12 protein-coding genes are annotated in these 14,510 nt (G+C 42.8%); 3 read left to right on the forward strand and 9 right to left on the reverse strand.

The annotated features are described in order from the left end of the window. Window positions 1-2: 2 nt before the first annotated feature. The 5 genes from G5B30_RS05515 to G5B30_RS05535 all read right to left on the reverse strand — a co-directional run bounded on the left by G5B30_RS05515 (window position 3) and on the right by G5B30_RS05535 (window position 6,773). Complete coding sequence (locus G5B30_RS05515) at window positions 3-1,532, reverse strand: YaiO family outer membrane beta-barrel protein (protein ID WP_165318968.1); 1,530 nt, start codon at window positions 1,530-1,532, stop codon at window positions 3-5. Continuing rightward, window positions 1,525-2,949 (reverse strand): glycosyltransferase family 2 protein, encoded by a 1,425-nt coding sequence (locus tag G5B30_RS05520; protein WP_165318969.1) that lies wholly within the window; start codon window positions 2,947-2,949, stop codon window positions 1,525-1,527. Before G5B30_RS05520 ends, G5B30_RS05515 begins: the two co-directional genes overlap by 8 nt. 12 nt (window positions 2,950-2,961) lie before the next feature. After that, the gene (locus G5B30_RS05525) at window positions 2,962-4,065 is read right to left on the reverse strand and encodes a hypothetical protein (RefSeq protein WP_165318970.1); all 1,104 of its coding nucleotides are present in this window, start codon (window positions 4,063-4,065) and stop codon (window positions 2,962-2,964) included. After that, on the reverse strand, window positions 4,055-4,438 hold the full coding sequence (locus G5B30_RS05530) for a PleD family two-component system response regulator (protein ID WP_262886586.1): 384 nt from the start codon (window positions 4,436-4,438) through the stop codon (window positions 4,055-4,057). Before G5B30_RS05530 ends, G5B30_RS05525 begins: the two co-directional genes overlap by 11 nt. 268 nt (window positions 4,439-4,706) lie before the next feature. Next, window positions 4,707-6,773, reverse strand: coding sequence for a hybrid sensor histidine kinase/response regulator (locus G5B30_RS05535; RefSeq protein ID WP_206367025.1), 2,067 nt, complete (start codon window positions 6,771-6,773; stop codon window positions 4,707-4,709). Window positions 6,774-6,962: 189 nt separating this feature from the next. Here G5B30_RS05535 and G5B30_RS05540 point away from each other — a divergent pair, with 189 nt between their 5' ends. The 3 genes from G5B30_RS05540 to rseP are packed head-to-tail and all read left to right on the forward strand — an operon-like array spanning window position 6,963 to window position 10,254. Next, the gene (locus G5B30_RS05540; RefSeq protein WP_165318973.1) at window positions 6,963-7,754 is read left to right on the forward strand and encodes a hypothetical protein; all 792 of its coding nucleotides are present in this window, start codon (window positions 6,963-6,965) and stop codon (window positions 7,752-7,754) included. 9 nt (window positions 7,755-7,763) lie between these two features. Then, window positions 7,764-8,915: a 1-deoxy-D-xylulose-5-phosphate reductoisomerase gene (locus G5B30_RS05545; protein WP_165318974.1), complete on the forward strand. Its 1,152-nt coding sequence runs from the start codon at window positions 7,764-7,766 to the stop codon at window positions 8,913-8,915. 19 nt (window positions 8,916-8,934) lie between these two features. After that, window positions 8,935-10,254, forward strand: coding sequence for an RIP metalloprotease RseP (gene rseP, locus G5B30_RS05550; protein ID WP_165318975.1), 1,320 nt, complete (start codon window positions 8,935-8,937; stop codon window positions 10,252-10,254). 166 nt (window positions 10,255-10,420) lie between these two features. Here the strand turns inward: rseP and G5B30_RS05555 are convergent, their stop codons facing one another. The 4 genes from G5B30_RS05555 to G5B30_RS05570 all read right to left on the reverse strand — a co-directional run bounded on the left by G5B30_RS05555 (window position 10,421) and on the right by G5B30_RS05570 (window position 14,499). After that, entirely contained in the window at window positions 10,421-10,894 is a 474-nt protein-coding gene (locus G5B30_RS05555; RefSeq protein WP_165318976.1) for an META domain-containing protein, read from the reverse strand. Between the two features lie 109 nt (window positions 10,895-11,003). Continuing rightward, complete coding sequence (locus G5B30_RS05560; protein ID WP_165318977.1) at window positions 11,004-11,522, reverse strand: HEAT repeat domain-containing protein; 519 nt, start codon at window positions 11,520-11,522, stop codon at window positions 11,004-11,006. 333 nt (window positions 11,523-11,855) lie between these two features. Further along, a complete protein-coding gene (locus G5B30_RS05565) occupies window positions 11,856-12,551 on the reverse strand; it encodes a carboxypeptidase-like regulatory domain-containing protein (RefSeq protein WP_240903109.1) in 696 nt (231 codons plus the stop codon). Next, window positions 12,541-14,499: a M1 family metallopeptidase gene (locus G5B30_RS05570; RefSeq protein ID WP_165318979.1), complete on the reverse strand. Its 1,959-nt coding sequence runs from the start codon at window positions 14,497-14,499 to the stop codon at window positions 12,541-12,543. The genes G5B30_RS05565 and G5B30_RS05570 overlap by 11 nt, the downstream gene beginning before the upstream one ends. Window positions 14,500-14,510 lie beyond the last annotated feature (11 nt).

The raw sequence follows: 14,510 nt of genomic DNA on the forward strand, positions 1-14,510 counted from the left end.
TACTAGAAATATTTCTTGAGTGACAAATTCAAATCATATTGATTCAGAAAACGACTCTCTGCCACTTTGTAATAACTCCATCCGCCCATAAAGCCTAAGCTCCAGCGGCCCAACTGGTGTTGCCATCCGGCATGGATAGAACGCGAAAGAAAATTAAACCGGTTGTTCAAAAACTGGTATCTTACCTGGTCATCAGGAGAGGTGCCTATATCACCAATAATCGTGACATAAGAACGAGGCTTCTCTTCGTTATAATAATGTCGAAGTGAGAGGGAATAGGCTTGGTTCCAACGATATTCGTCGTGCAGCAGAAAACTACGAAGATAGACAAATACTGTATTCATAGTGTACCCCGCTGACACTACGGCTCCGTAGTTATCCTGTCGATCACTCGAACGGACATATCGTCCGCCTACATCAAAAAGCCATCGGCCAGCTTCTCGGTATAGGCTGTATGCAGCTCGCCATGTGGGAAATACGGACCCGTCCGCCCATGCGATATGATGATAAGCATACATTTTGCTATCATAATTCAACCAAGCGTCAAGCGCCATTTGATATCCCTTTTCGCCGCGTCGATTTCCGTAGTTGAACTGACCGATAAGCATATCGTTTGTACCTATCTGATGTCCGAATTCCACGCCGGAAATAAAGAAATGACCATGCGGACGATCTTGGGCAATCTGTGTATGGTTTAGACCAACATAAAAGTCGTAAGGTAGATTCTCTCGAAATTTTTTAACCATTTTCGTGAATCGGTAGGTTTGAGGGGATGCTTGTTGAAGTTGAAGGGCATAACGCAACGCTTGGGTATAATCCTTTTGAGCCGCGGCTATATTAGTAAGCTGTTCGGTGATAAATAAGGATGTATCTCCTCTTGCTCGGATGGATTCATAGCTCGCCTTTGCCTCCTCATATTTCTTGCCCTGTGTAAATGCACTCGAGCGGAGATATAAGAGACGGATGTCATCTTTCTGTATCGTTTCCATGCTGTCGCTATAGGCCAGCGCTTTTTCCCAAGCGCCGGAGCTAAGCGTTTTCTTCCCTTCCTTGTACAATTGATCCATACGCCTGTCTCTGGTGTTCAGCATCTCCCTCTGGATAAATTCCTGATATCGCTGGTATAGTTCCTGATCTTGAGGGAATTTTTCTTGCGTGGTTTTCCAGATATGTCTGGCTTTTTCATCTGCTTTGGTTGACTCATATAAGTTAGCCAAGGCGATATAAGCATCCCTATAATTTGCATCTTGTGCGATCACTCGTTCCATATAAGGGATAGACCAATCGGGTTGACCTATCTTTTGGTAACTTAATCCTAAAATATAGCTAAAGTCTACATACGAAGGATATTTAGCAAGCACCGTTCGACTCAACGAGATAGCTTGATCAACGTTCCCCATATGTAAATAACCAATAGCCTTTGAAACCAAACTATCCACATTCTGTGTCCTTCCTTCCCATACCACCTGTCCGTGAACTTGCGTTAAAAGTAAGGTCTGTAAAATAAGCCATGTATATAATCTTCTACCCATTTTTTCTATTATTCGTTATTCCTTTCCTTTCCATTTCCCCCCAAGCATGCTTTTTTCCAAAAAGTTCTTGCACATAGCCTTTTAAAGAGCTATAAACAATAAGTGGATGATATAAAAACGGCTCTAAAAATGCAGTTATGCACAAACGTACAATATCTCGCCGGCGATTGTAATACTTAAACACATAATTATCCAATAATATGGAGAAGCTTGTTAAAAATACAGAAAAGACATATACAAAGCCTAACAAGAGAAGGGCCATCTTCGTGTTGATGTGGCCAATACTGATCAGGTAGATATAAATAAAAATGCCAAGCACTTCGACAATAGGTGCAAGGAACTCAAAAATCGTATTGTAGGGGAACACGATCATACCAAATCTCTTATACTCGGGGTTAAAAAATACTTTTCGGTGTGTTCGGATAATCTGCATAAGCCCTCGCGCCCAGCGTACACGCTGACGGATCAGCATTCGTAAGCTATCTGGTCCCTCCGTCCAGCATAGCGTTTGCGGAATATATTTAACTTCATACTTCTGGTTATTATCGCACATGGTTATACACATTCGGGTAATCATTTCCATATCTTCCCCTAGTGATTTTGGATCATATCCCCCCGAAGCGATTAGGATTTCTTTGTCGAATAAACCAAGTCCTCCAGATACATTCGGAATACAATTCAGATAATTCCAACCCATCTTGCCCAGTAAATATGAGCGGATGTATTCCATTTCTTGGAAGCGAGCTAACAGCGGTTCGGGCAATGCAGCTTCTACCAGCGTTCCAGAATCAATATAACTTGAATTAGACATACGCAATGTGGCGCCGACGGCGATGACCCGATTTTGAGCATCTAGCACCGCTTCCATGAGGCGGGTTAATGTGTCATTAGCCAACACACAATCAACGTCGGTGTTTAAGATGTAAGGAAAAGCCGAGACATTGATCCCGGCATTGACAGCATCCGCCTTGCTGCCTCCATTGACCTTATCGACCACTGTCAACCGTTTATGCGAAATATCCTTCGATTTATAGATGCTCTTGATCTCTTTGCAGGGTACGAGATAATCGACCGCAAAGTCTATCGGTATGAGATCAAATTCGTCGATCAGTTTCTGTAAGGTATCATCTTTACTTCCATCGTTCACGATCACTACCTCGTAGCGTGGATAAAATAAGGTCATTAAGGAACGGACGTTATTAACGATCGTTATAGATTCGTTGTACGCGGGTGCTATTATACTGATTCCGGGCGATATTTCTGATTCGACAAGTGTTTGGGGTCTTCTATAAGCTTTTTTTTGGAGATTCTGTCGGATGGACAATAATGACATCCGAAAGAGCATGAGATAAACCAAGAAGAGTAGCATGCAATATATGCCGAAAAAAATATCTATGGAAAGAACGAACTGCTTCATTTCAAGACAACATTAAATGTAGTGGGTGATAGGATGGCTAACATACCGAGTAAGTTTGAGGTCTTCTGGGCTTAGTCTCTTTTCCATGTCTTTTAAAATGGGGTGACTATAGGGGCGTTGCGATAGTAATGATCGAAAGGCATTTTTTTTCAATAGAATTGACGATTGGTCCTGTTCGAAAATATCTGCCAGAAAATGGAGAGAATGCCCTTGACCGAGCCGCCCGATGGCTTTTAAAATTTCTATTTTAAATTTCTCTTTTTCGCATTCATCATACAAGGTGCGTAATCGGGCTTCGCTTCTATAAGCGAGTAGTTTGCCCAATGTATTTATTGCTTTCAACTGTGTCCGTTCGTCTGTAGATGTGTCGATCAACCACCAAAGTGTTTCCTCGTTAAGCTGTTGGAAATGCACCATTAAATTCATGAACAACTTGTTCACAGCAAAGGTTTTGTGTGTGCCCAACCATTGGTGAAACGCATACTCTCCGACATAATCCGTTGCGATTATGCTTTGATAAATATCGATGCTATCCAGTTCACTAATTCCATGAATCATTTTAAATACACGGTCAAAGGCCGCTTCTCCATATACCTGTAATAAATATTTATAGGTGGCGACGCGTACGTCCGTTTTGGGATCTATGAGTAAGTCTTCTACGATTGTATCTTTGATGTGAACTTGCATTAAGGTGAGATCAGAAAGGGATCTTATCGTGGCTGTGGAGTGCTTTGCTGGATGTCGCAACTCGTATTGAGCCTCTCGGTCAAATCCCATTTCATTAAATAAATTACACATGTTCTTTCCTTTTTCCCCTCCTATATTGAATATAAATTCATGCAGGACGCGTCTTACTACTTTGCGAACTATCGGTTTGTGCCATTCGATATCAAGCTTGTCAATCGGGAAATGGTGCGTTACATTTCCTATCAGTACATTTTCGTACACGAAATCCCGAAGTACAGGATATATCTTCGCGTAATAACGCTTGTATCTATAGTCCTGGTAATAGAAAAATGCGATGCCGAGTAGACACATTAACCAAAAGAAAGCACTGAGAAAAAGTGACAGGTATACCAGTGACGGCAATATTGGATCCATTCCGTTATTCAGCATGACCTATTCTTAACCGTACTCGGAAAATTAATTCTGAAGGTGAGATGGGCTTTCTCACATAGTCATTTGCGCCCACTTCAAAGCCTTCTGCAAGACTGTTATCATCCCGATATCCCGAAATAATGATAATGGGAACATCCTTATTAAGGCTTCCTTTACGAATACTATCAATAATCTCGTAGCCGTTTGCATAGGGAAGTGCCAAGTCTGTAATCACGAGGTCAATACGCTCTTTTTCAGCCAGTGAGAGCCCTTCCTTGCCCGATTTAGCTAGTAGTAGATTATACCCCTCTTTCGCTAGAATAAATTGCATTGTACTAATTAGGATTTCATTATCCTCAATAATTAAAATTCTTTTTTTATCTTTTTTCATATTCAACTTCTCCAATCACTGATAGGGGGTAAGCAATAATTGAGCAAATATTCATTTACGGTGTAGGAAAATACCTACAATCTGAAAAATAGACAGCAAAAGGGGCAAAAACACACGTGTCTGTACAAAAAAAATCCTGAAGCGGGAGCTCCAGGATCTTTTACCAAACCAATTATTAACCTAAATTATGAAATTACCTTTATAACGTCAGATCGGTCTGCGATAGTACAGTGTTGATGTTGTTTTAACATTTTTTAACAAAACGAGCTTATGTTGCGGATTTGATCACGGTGGACACAAGCTCGCTTTCGTTGATCGGTTTTGCGATACGCCCATCAAACGCATATGTTTTATTTCGCTCATCCTCCAGTAGCATAGGTTCTGCCGTACATGCAAAAACTTTGATGCTGGACAATGCTGCGTCCGATTTGATTCGTGATAAGATTTCCCACCCGTCTATTCCCGGCATAATCAGATCTGTAATGATCACATCTACGGTATGGGACTGTATAAATTCCCAGGCTTGCGCACTGCTTTGAAAGAAATGGTTACCTTCTTTCCTGTTCTTGAACATCTGTTGCACAAAGAAGATACTGATTCTGCTGTCGTCAATAATGACGATATTCAGATTTTCGGGAAGATCGGCAATTGTTGCAGCATCTGGCTCTATTTTATCTCGTACGATCTTTTCAGTTACCGGTAGCTCAAAGGTAAATGTCGAGCCTATACCGGGCTTACTGGTAAAACTGATTATGCCGCCGATCTGCTCACTAAGAATTTTGGAAATATACAAACCAAGACCAAAACCTGTTGTTTTACTTTTATTCTGGCCGTCTACTCTATAATATTTTCTGAAAACCTGATCTTTTTTAGAATCACTGATACCAATCCCCGTGTCCGTTATATCGACAATAAGTTTTTCTTTATTATTTGCCGTGGAAAAATACGCACGGATATGAACGGAGCCCTTAGGTGTATATTTAATGGCGTTCGTAATCAGGTTGGAAATGACCTGTTTGATACGGAATGCATTGCAGTAGATCTCGATATCTTGTTGCACCTTGTTCTCGTAGGAATATTTCAATCCTTTTGTTTTTGCCTGATACTGATGTAGATTAATGGTGTCTTCGATCACTTGATAAGGGGAGAAATAATCTTGCTTTATTTCCAGAGAGCCTGCTTCCAATTTGCTTAGATTTAAGATGTCATTTATCGTTGTATTAATGACAGAAATATCATTATCAACGGTTTGGATCATCTCTTTATCGATGGTATTTTCCTTATCCGACTTTTTTAACAACGTAATCAGGCCTTTCAGCGAGTTGAGCGGCGTGCGTATTTCGTGACTGATATTAGCTAGGACACTTGTTTTTTCCTCCGCGATCTTTGCGGCATATTCTTTTTCCAGGAAGAGCTTTTTTTCAAAAGACGCCACTTTGATATGGTAATACACAATGAAAACCACCATCAGAAGCATAATGATCAGGGCGGTTACAAGCTGCCAGCCGAATTGTGCAAAATTAGCACGGTATATCGCAAAATCTCGCTCTTCGATCTTTCTGATCTTATCTGTTTCCAATTGTTTCAGGCGATCGAGGCCTGTTTTGAGGTTGTTGAGCAAGGTGTAGTTTGCCAGGACAAGCTCTCGCTCCTTGCTCTGCATTTTTAAGAACTTTTGTCGTAAATGTCTTAGATTTCGACCATACGATCTTTCATTAGCGAGGATGAATTGTTCGATATTGCGGTGAACGATATCCCTTTGTTGGGTATTTAATATCTCATAGGAATGATCGGAAACCAGCGTATCGTTTTTTGTGTTGAAGATGCGTCTAATAAGCCCTTGTTTTTCTTTGATGATCGTATCACGTACCAGGTCTTTATCCGTCGTATCCTGCATGATTTGCCGTATAAGCGAATCGGCATCCTGTATAGAATACGTCCTTGAAGGGGGGGGCTCGGAACCAGCCAACATCTGCAGCGAATCAGAGGCAAATGTGACGAGGTGATCTATATCCTTTTTTAACACGGCAAACTCCAGTGCAAAGGTCTGGTACGACTCGAGATCGAGGCCTCCCTTTACTAAAGGATTATTTTCTATAGGTAGCGAAGCGATGGAATCGACTATTCCTTTTATGGTGTTTAACTTTTCTTTATAAGCGTCAAAACTTTCTTTATTGAAATCTACTGTGTACATCCGGAATAGATTTTCAGCTTCGCTAAAGGTAGAGAATAGATTATATGCACGTTGCGATCCCGAGTAAGTAGTTGAATAAGCGGCACTAAGGCGATCCTCAATACGTTTATATTGAAAATATTGGTAGAGGAATACACCCATAAAAAATAGAAAACAGAGGATGATACTTAGGATAAGAATCCCTCTTAATTTATATGTGTTTTTTTGTTTTGACGCCACAGTTAATTTTTAAAGGGTTGGATCTGTTGGCAAAGATACAGATTATAGATCATAAAAAAATCATTGCCCGAATGCAAAAAATACATCATCTTTGTATCATGATTATTCCATATGTTAGAATTTGTACGGGAAAGCACCTTTAAGGCCAACGATGTTATTTCCAGGGCTTTGAATATCTTAAAAAAGCATTATTTTTCGGTAGCGGGATTGTGCTTTTTGTTGTTTCTGACCAACAATCTATCCACCTTTCTGGCCGGTTATCTCAGCGATTCGGCCTTCGGTTTTGTCAAGCTACCCTTGTTTGCACTTTTTGTGACACTATTTTTTGGCTTACAACTGGTTTTGATTAAGCGAGCGATACTCTTGGCGCAACATATTGAAAACACCCCCTTTCAAAACTATATCCCTACGCCAAAGCAGTTTTTCAACTTTTTATTGGGACTGATTTTATACTCGGTGCTTACAGGAGTCGTATATCTGTTCTGCTCAGTATTGGCTTTGCCCTTGATCTATTTCGGTGTACAGATCGAGACTATTTCTTACGAAATCAATCCGCTACTGACGGGTTTTGTCATGATGTTGCTCTTAATCCGTATTTCTTTCTTTCCTTTTTTTATTTTGGTCAATAATTTTAATATCTTTCGGGCAGCTCGGCTCAGTATCGCGTTTACCAAAGGAAACATGATCAATCTGTTGGTCCTTATGTTGGCCTTGGCATCCGCTTATATGTTGCAGCTGGCGTTTGAATATTTGGGATATAGTATTTTAGCTGCCATATCAAGTGTGCTGAATACTTTCGTCATCATTCCCTCCGTAAGTGTGGTGTTGGCTATAGCCTATATGGACATGATAAGGGAATATAAAGGAAGCGATGACCCCGAATTGTTTAAGAATATATTATAGAAGAGGACATTGAAGAAAAAGAATATAGCCGTTTTAGGATCGACGGGTAGCGTAGGAAAGCAGGCATTAGATGTGGTACGCGCCTTTCCTGATCGGTTTGAAGTATCGGTTTTGACGGCTCATAGTAACGATGCCTTACTGATTGAACAAGCCATTGCTTTTAAACCGGAGGCTGTCGTTATATTAAATGAAAATTTATATGCCCAAGTCCGGGACGCACTGGCGCCTTGGCCGATCCGTGTTTTGTCGGGCGATGCGGCATTGACCGAAGTGGTTACGTTGGAGCAGATTGACATTGTGCTCAATGCAATTGTAGGTTCAGCAGGACTTCGGCCCACGATACAGGCGATACGGAAAGGTAAAGATATTGCGTTGGCCAATAAGGAAACGCTGGTGGTGGCCGGCGAGTTGGTCATGGGGTTGGCGATGGAGCATGGTGTACGCATTTTACCGGTAGACTCCGAGCACTCGGCCATATTTCAATGTTTGGTCGGCGAGGCAAATGCCATTGAGAAAATTTACCTTACGGCTTCGGGAGGTCCCTTTCGGGGCAAAAGTAAAGCCGACTTGTCGGCCGTGACCAAGGAGCAAGCATTAAAACATCCCAACTGGTCTATGGGGGCCAAAATCACAGTTGATTCGGCTTCGCTGATGAATAAAGGTCTCGAAGTGATTGAGGCAAAATGGCTTTTCGGTTTACAGACGGAACAGATTGATGTCATCATCCATCCACAGTCGATCATCCATTCCCTTGTACAATTTGAGGACGGTTCGTTAAAAGCACAAATGGGCCTTCCTGACATGAAGCTGCCTATACAATATGCGTTGACCTATCCGGAGCGTTATCCGAATACCTTCCCCCGTTTTGATTTTTTAAGCTACAAGGCGTTGACATTCGAACAGCCAGATTTGGACGTCTTCCGAAACCTCCGCTTGGCCTACCGGGCATTGGAGGACGGCGGCAACCGTCCTTGTGTGTTGAATGCGGCCAATGAAGTTGCGGTGGCTGCCTTTTTAAGTGATAAGGTGTCATTTTTGGGAATGAGCGATATCATCGAGGAGACATTATGTCAGATAAATAACGCGTATCACCTGGATTTGGATGATTATATAGCCATTGATGCCGAAAGTAGGAGAGTGGCACGGGATTTAATAAAGTAATTTGATTTTAATTTAATATATGGGAACGTTGGTAATGATTGGTCAGGTGATATTGGCCTTGTCGATATTGATTATACTGCATGAGCTGGGGCATTTCATCGCTGCACGCATGTTTGGTATAAAGGTGGAAAAATTTTATTTGTTCTTCGACGCATGGGGTGCGAAGCTATTCAAATTTAACTATAAAGGATGTGAATATGGTATTGGCTGGCTGCCCTTGGGCGGGTATGTCAAGATTGCCGGTATGGTGGACGAGTCCATGGATATGGAACAGCTGAAAGAGGAACCCAAACCTTGGGAATTCCGCTCGAAACCTGCTTGGCAACGGCTTATTGTCATGTTAGGGGGTATTATCGTGAATGTCATCGTCGGTATTTTCGTTTATTGGATGCTCACATTCGCATATGGCGAGCAGGATATCGATAATACCAAGTTGGTGAACGGAATTGTTCCAGGTATTATCGGTAAAGAAATAGGTTTGCAGGCCGGTGATAAGATATTGGCTATCAACGGTAGAGAGGTAGTCAATTATAAAGAGTTATTCTCTGCGGAAGTCTTGATGGGGGACGCGGTCCTTCAGATTGAACGCGCCGGACAGACCGAGGAAGTGACCGTGCCTTCTGATATATTGAATCAGGTAGCGGATCATAAGAAGAACGAGTTTGTAGAACCCCGTTTGAAAATGATGGGTGTGGATTTTATCCAAGATGGTTCTGAAGCGGAAAAGATGGGGTTGAAGCAAGGGGACAGCATTGTGAATGTGGATGGTAAAGCTATGGTGTATTTCGATCAGTTTAAAGAAGCGGTGCAGGAAAAATCGAATCAGACCATTTCGGTCGGCGTCATTCGGGATGGCGAATCCCTGACCTTTGCCGGACAAGTCTCTGAAAATGGGACATTGGGCTTTGGTATAAAGCCAGATCCTTCTATTGTCATGCTTACGCGGACATATAGCTTAGCACAGGCATTTCCGGTCGGTGCCCATAAAGCATTTTCTATTATTACGGACAATATTAAAGGGTTTAGTAAAATCTTTAAAGGTGAGGTACGTGCCGATAAAGCCTTATCGGGGCCGGTGGGTATCGCCAAAATGTTCGGCACGGAAGTCGACTGGTTTCGTTTCTGGAATCTAGTAGGCATGCTGTCCATGGCATTAGCCTTTATGAACCTACTCCCTATTCCTGCCTTGGATGGTGGTCATGTTGTCTTCTTATTGGTGGAGATGGTACAAGGAAAACCGTTGAGCGAGCGCGTGCTGGAGCGTGCGCAGATGATCGGATTTTTTATTCTTATCGCATTGATGATCTTTACCCTCGGGAATGATATTATTAAGTGGTAGGGGCTTTCGTTGGGTTCACCGTTTGAACTATTAAGCTCAAAAAGCAGATTACTTGATCAGAATAAATAAGCAATAACAGCTCTTATCAGGAGAAGAGAGCAAATAAAAACGCTGTAACGAGATAAACATTGTTACAGCGTTTTTATGTAATACTTAGTGGATGTCTTTATTTGTCGATGGTAAGCTTTGCCGTGATTTCTCCCTTTTCATTTTTAAGTAAGAGCGTATTACTTTCTTTGGTGAAACTTTTTGCGTTGTTCATCACATCAAGAAAATCTTGTTCCACTTTCAGGTTAGGACAAGCCATCTGTGTAGCTGTAATATGAGAAAACGTTATGCCATCGGTACCCTTTAGCTCTACATTGCCGCCAAAACCGTTACATCCCATGTTTCCGGAAACACGGTTTTCCTTGTCAAAAACAAGAAGTGGTTTTTTGGAAAAAGTGCTGTCCAGTACTACTGGCCCTCCGTTGAGTTCAACCAGGTTCCACTCCTTTCCGTAAAGATCTGCTACTAGTGTAGTATCGTTTTTTTGCTCAACTGTATCTGTTGCCGATGCGCCAGAAGAAGTTTTGCTCGTGTTGGAATTACAGGCCGCTGTAAATGTAGCCAACGTAATGATAAAAAGGATTTTTCTCATTTGGTATTTATTTAAAGATTATTATTTGTTCAATTTTGAATATATAACCGCATCAATAAATTTCTCATTATAAAATTCACTTTCTTTGAAATGACTGTGATTATTAACGTTATTTTTTTACCTTTTTTAATGCGTCAAGATACTTTTTCTTCACGCCGTTATCCTCTTCCTTTTCGCAAAGGCTTTCAATTTTAGGTAGCAATTTTTTATTGCTATCTGTCTTTAACTTTAATATTTCGGCCAATGCGTAGGCTGTTGCCCAGCGCACAACCGTTCCTGTATTTTCTGCGTTCGGCAAAAGATTATCAATAGGCTTTTCTAATTGTGCAGGAAAAAGTTTGGCTATGTTTCCTATTACTTTAGCACTTTCCCATTTTACTCTTGGCTCTTCATCTTTTAGTGCTTTCGTTACATAGTTAAGCAAATACTCATCTGCAAGAGTTGGATTTTTTTTGGTTGCATATTCTACTGCTTCTATGCAGGTGGCTTTATTAGTTGCTTTTTGTTTTTCGGCATAGGCCAGTAACTCGTCCACAGGGAGTTCGCTATTTAATAGCCATTCTCCGATTGCAGCAACTTTGCCTTTTGCTTTTATCGCTTTATCTTGAAATATTTCGTCTAATGTCATGTTAAAAATTATTATTAAGAGATAAAATTACAAAAAGATTTTAAACGGCCTAATATGGATTTGACGAACAGCAATAGTACACCATTTTGCATTAGCCCCAATCAGTAAAATGTTTCAGTATTATCTTAAATGTTTCTATTGAACAAATAAAGAAGAGAAAAATCCACCCCCCTTTTGAGCTTGCGTGCAGCGACCATGTCCAGCGCTCCGCCGACGATACCGAGGTACATGAAGATGTGGGAGAGCTGGTTATAGTATTGGCACTTGACGGCATCGTACCGGCTGTCGGTCTCGTCACATATAACGGAATGCTGTAAATATACCCAATTTCTTTTATTCCTGCTCCTTGAACTTCTTATATGAATCTAATATATAGAGGCGCATATCTTCGGGTGAGGCGGTCTGGGCAAACTGCAACGTCGGACGGAAGCGCGTCCTGAAGAGTGCTATTTCGTTGTTGTCCAGCGGCACGACAGAGGCAATGAGCCGCGTGGTAAATATCTTATCAATCTTTCTGTTATTCTGCTCTTCCACTAACAGCGCCAGGTTATTTCGGGCTGTTTTCGCCTTCCGTCCGAACAGTCTGGACGGAGATATCCGGATGCCGCCCCGCTGTTGGCTGACATCTACGGCCTTTCCTTCCTGTTGCGCTTTCGCGATTTCGGCAGCCAGCCGGCTGTCCGTGAGTCTTTTTACCAACACTTCATCGATTACAATCGACCTTTCATCCCGTAACATATAGATGCGCCGTACACCTTCTTCATAAATAAAGGCAGTGTCTGTCTGATATCCGGGTAGGGAAAAAGTAAGGTAGTCGTTCAATGTGGCGGCTAAAGAAAAATTGCCCTCGCGATCGGTTTGGGTTTCCTCTTGGGTACGCAGGTTTTTAACCGTCACATTCCAGAGCGGGGCGCTGCTCGACAATTCGTAGACTATGCCACGAAAAGCCTGCGCGAATATGGGGGTATGTCCCAAGGTACCGCAGAGTACAAGGATATAGGGTAGAAGGGTTTTTAGCTTATTTTGCATGCCAGATGTTGTTTTCGGGATTGCTGTCGGGATACACATCCCTTGGGTCTATTTTTACCTGTGTTAATTTTTCCTTGGAATCCAACCGGAAGGTCCAGGACGTATTTCTTTCCCAGACCTGCACGGGAAGTTTGACCGTTATACGCTTGCCGGATTCGGTCGTTGCTTCTACCTCGATGGGCATAGGGAGTTTCTCCCGGTTTTGGACGGTAATACGGGCCCCTTTGCCGGGATCCATGTCGACATAGCTGACTTCGGTGATGGCCTGGTCCATCTGCCAGTTGTGCTGAAACAGCCCGCGCCAGAACCAGCTTAAGTTTTCGCCGGTTTCGTTTTCGATAGTCCGGAAGAAATCGTCAGGTGTCGGATGTTTGTAAGCCCAGTATTGTATGTATTTTTTGAATGCCGCATCGAAACGCGCTCTGCCGATAATTTCATTCCGCAGGAGGTGGAGGGCATAGGCCGGTTTATAATAGACCAAAGCGCCGATGTTCTTTTCACGCATCGCTTGCGGGCTGCTCATGACCGGCTCCAGGGCAGGATTAAAAAGCACCTGCGTCATGCTGTTTTGCTTCCCGTAGGGGAGGTGATATTCACCCTTGTTGAAGTTTTCCGTCGAGATGTCGTTGATGAAGGTATTGAAACCTTCGTCCATCCATCCATGCAGACGTTCATTGCTGCCCACAATCATGGGAAACCAATTGTGCCCAAATTCATGGTCGGTGACGCCCCACAGGTTGCCGGCCTTGGCCTTGTGTCCACAGAAAGAGATAGCGGGATATTCCATGCCACCTACATTGGATGCGACATTAATGGCCACGGGGTAGGGGTATTCAAACCACTTTTGTGAATAATGCTCAATGGAGGCTTTGGTGTACTCGGTCGACCGCTCCCAGGCATTTCCGCCACGGCTCTCTATCGGGTAGGCCGATATGGCCAAGGCAGTTTGGCCGGAGGGCAAGTTTATTTTTGCGCCGTCAATGATAAAAGCAGGCGAGGAAGCCCATGCGACATCCCGTGCATTGTTGAGCTTGTATTTCCACGTCCGCGTTGCGCTTCCCGATGCGTTGCTTGCTGCCTTGATATCGGCCTCATCGCGTATAAGTACAGTTTTATCGGAAGTTTTGGCACTGTTGTATTTTTTCAATTGTGCAGGAGACCATACTTCGGATGGATTGAGGAGTTCGCCGCCCAATACCACCACATGTGATACCGGTGCAGTGATCTCCACCTGATAGTCGCCATAGGGTAAATAAAATTCACCCGGCCCGGTATAAGGTGTGGTGTTCCATCCCGAGACGTCATCAAACACGGCCATCCGCGGATACCATTGGGCGATACTGTAGATTTTCCCATGTGTGGTGTTCAATATCCCCGTCCGGTCGGCACCGTAGGTGGGAATGGTATATTCAAAGTCCATACGGATGATTACACTACCTCCGTTTGCCTGCAGGGGGGACGGTAGTTCGATACGCATCCGGGTGTCGGTTATCGTATATTTTACGGCGTCGTCTGCATCATTGACTTTAATATTGGATAAGGTATATCCACCTTCAAATGCGTTGTTGGCCTGGCCGTACCGGCTTTTTTCCAAGGGTATGGTTGCCTGGCCGATCGATTGGGCGGTAAATAGGTTTTGATCGAGCTGCAACCAGAGAAAATCTAAGTTCTCAGGGCTGTTATTAGTGTAATGTATATTCACCGAGCCACTGATGCGATCTTTTTTATCGTCAAGATTCGCCTTAATGACATAGCTGGCTGAATTTTGCCAATACTGCGGACCCGGTTTACCGCTGGCCGAACGATAGAGCGTGCCGTTGTGGGTATAAAAACCAGGGGCAAATGCTTCGGTATAGCTGTAATTCGTGGTCTGCGCAGATAGGTACAGACCCGAGTATAGGAAGAGAATGAATAATCCTGCTTTTAACTGAAAATAAATGCGCCTCATTATTTTATACT

This window comes from Sphingobacterium sp. SGG-5, from assembly GCF_011043525.1.
GTDB lineage: Bacteria > Bacteroidota > Bacteroidia > Sphingobacteriales > Sphingobacteriaceae > Sphingobacterium.

What these genes read in the sequence shown, in the direction of transcription:
- G5B30_RS05540 (WP_165318973.1), top strand. Translation starts at nt 6,963, where the DNA reads ATGTTAGAATTTGTACGGGAAAGCACCTTTAAGGCCAACGATGTTATT.
- G5B30_RS05555 (WP_165318976.1), bottom strand. Translation starts at nt 10,894, where the DNA reads ATGAGAAAAATCCTTTTTATCATTACGTTGGCTACATTTACAGCGGCC.
- G5B30_RS05570 (WP_165318979.1), bottom strand. Translation starts at nt 14,499, where the DNA reads ATGAGGCGCATTTATTTTCAGTTAAAAGCAGGATTATTCATTCTCTTC.
- G5B30_RS05530 (WP_262886586.1), bottom strand. Translation starts at nt 4,438, where the DNA reads ATGAAAAAAGATAAAAAAAGAATTTTAATTATTGAGGATAATGAAATC.
- G5B30_RS05560 (WP_165318977.1), bottom strand. Translation starts at nt 11,522, where the DNA reads ATGACATTAGACGAAATATTTCAAGATAAAGCGATAAAAGCAAAAGGC.
- G5B30_RS05515 (WP_165318968.1), bottom strand. Translation starts at nt 1,532, where the DNA reads ATGGGTAGAAGATTATATACATGGCTTATTTTACAGACCTTACTTTTA.
- G5B30_RS05525 (WP_165318970.1), bottom strand. Translation starts at nt 4,065, where the DNA reads ATGCTGAATAACGGAATGGATCCAATATTGCCGTCACTGGTATACCTG.
- G5B30_RS05535 (WP_206367025.1), bottom strand. Translation starts at nt 6,773, where the DNA reads ATGGGTGTATTCCTCTACCAATATTTTCAATATAAACGTATTGAGGAT.
- G5B30_RS05520 (WP_165318969.1), bottom strand. Translation starts at nt 2,949, where the DNA reads ATGAAGCAGTTCGTTCTTTCCATAGATATTTTTTTCGGCATATATTGC.
- G5B30_RS05565 (WP_240903109.1), bottom strand. Translation starts at nt 12,551, where the DNA reads ATGCAAAATAAGCTAAAAACCCTTCTACCCTATATCCTTGTACTCTGC.
- rseP (WP_165318975.1), top strand. Translation starts at nt 8,935, where the DNA reads ATGGGAACGTTGGTAATGATTGGTCAGGTGATATTGGCCTTGTCGATA.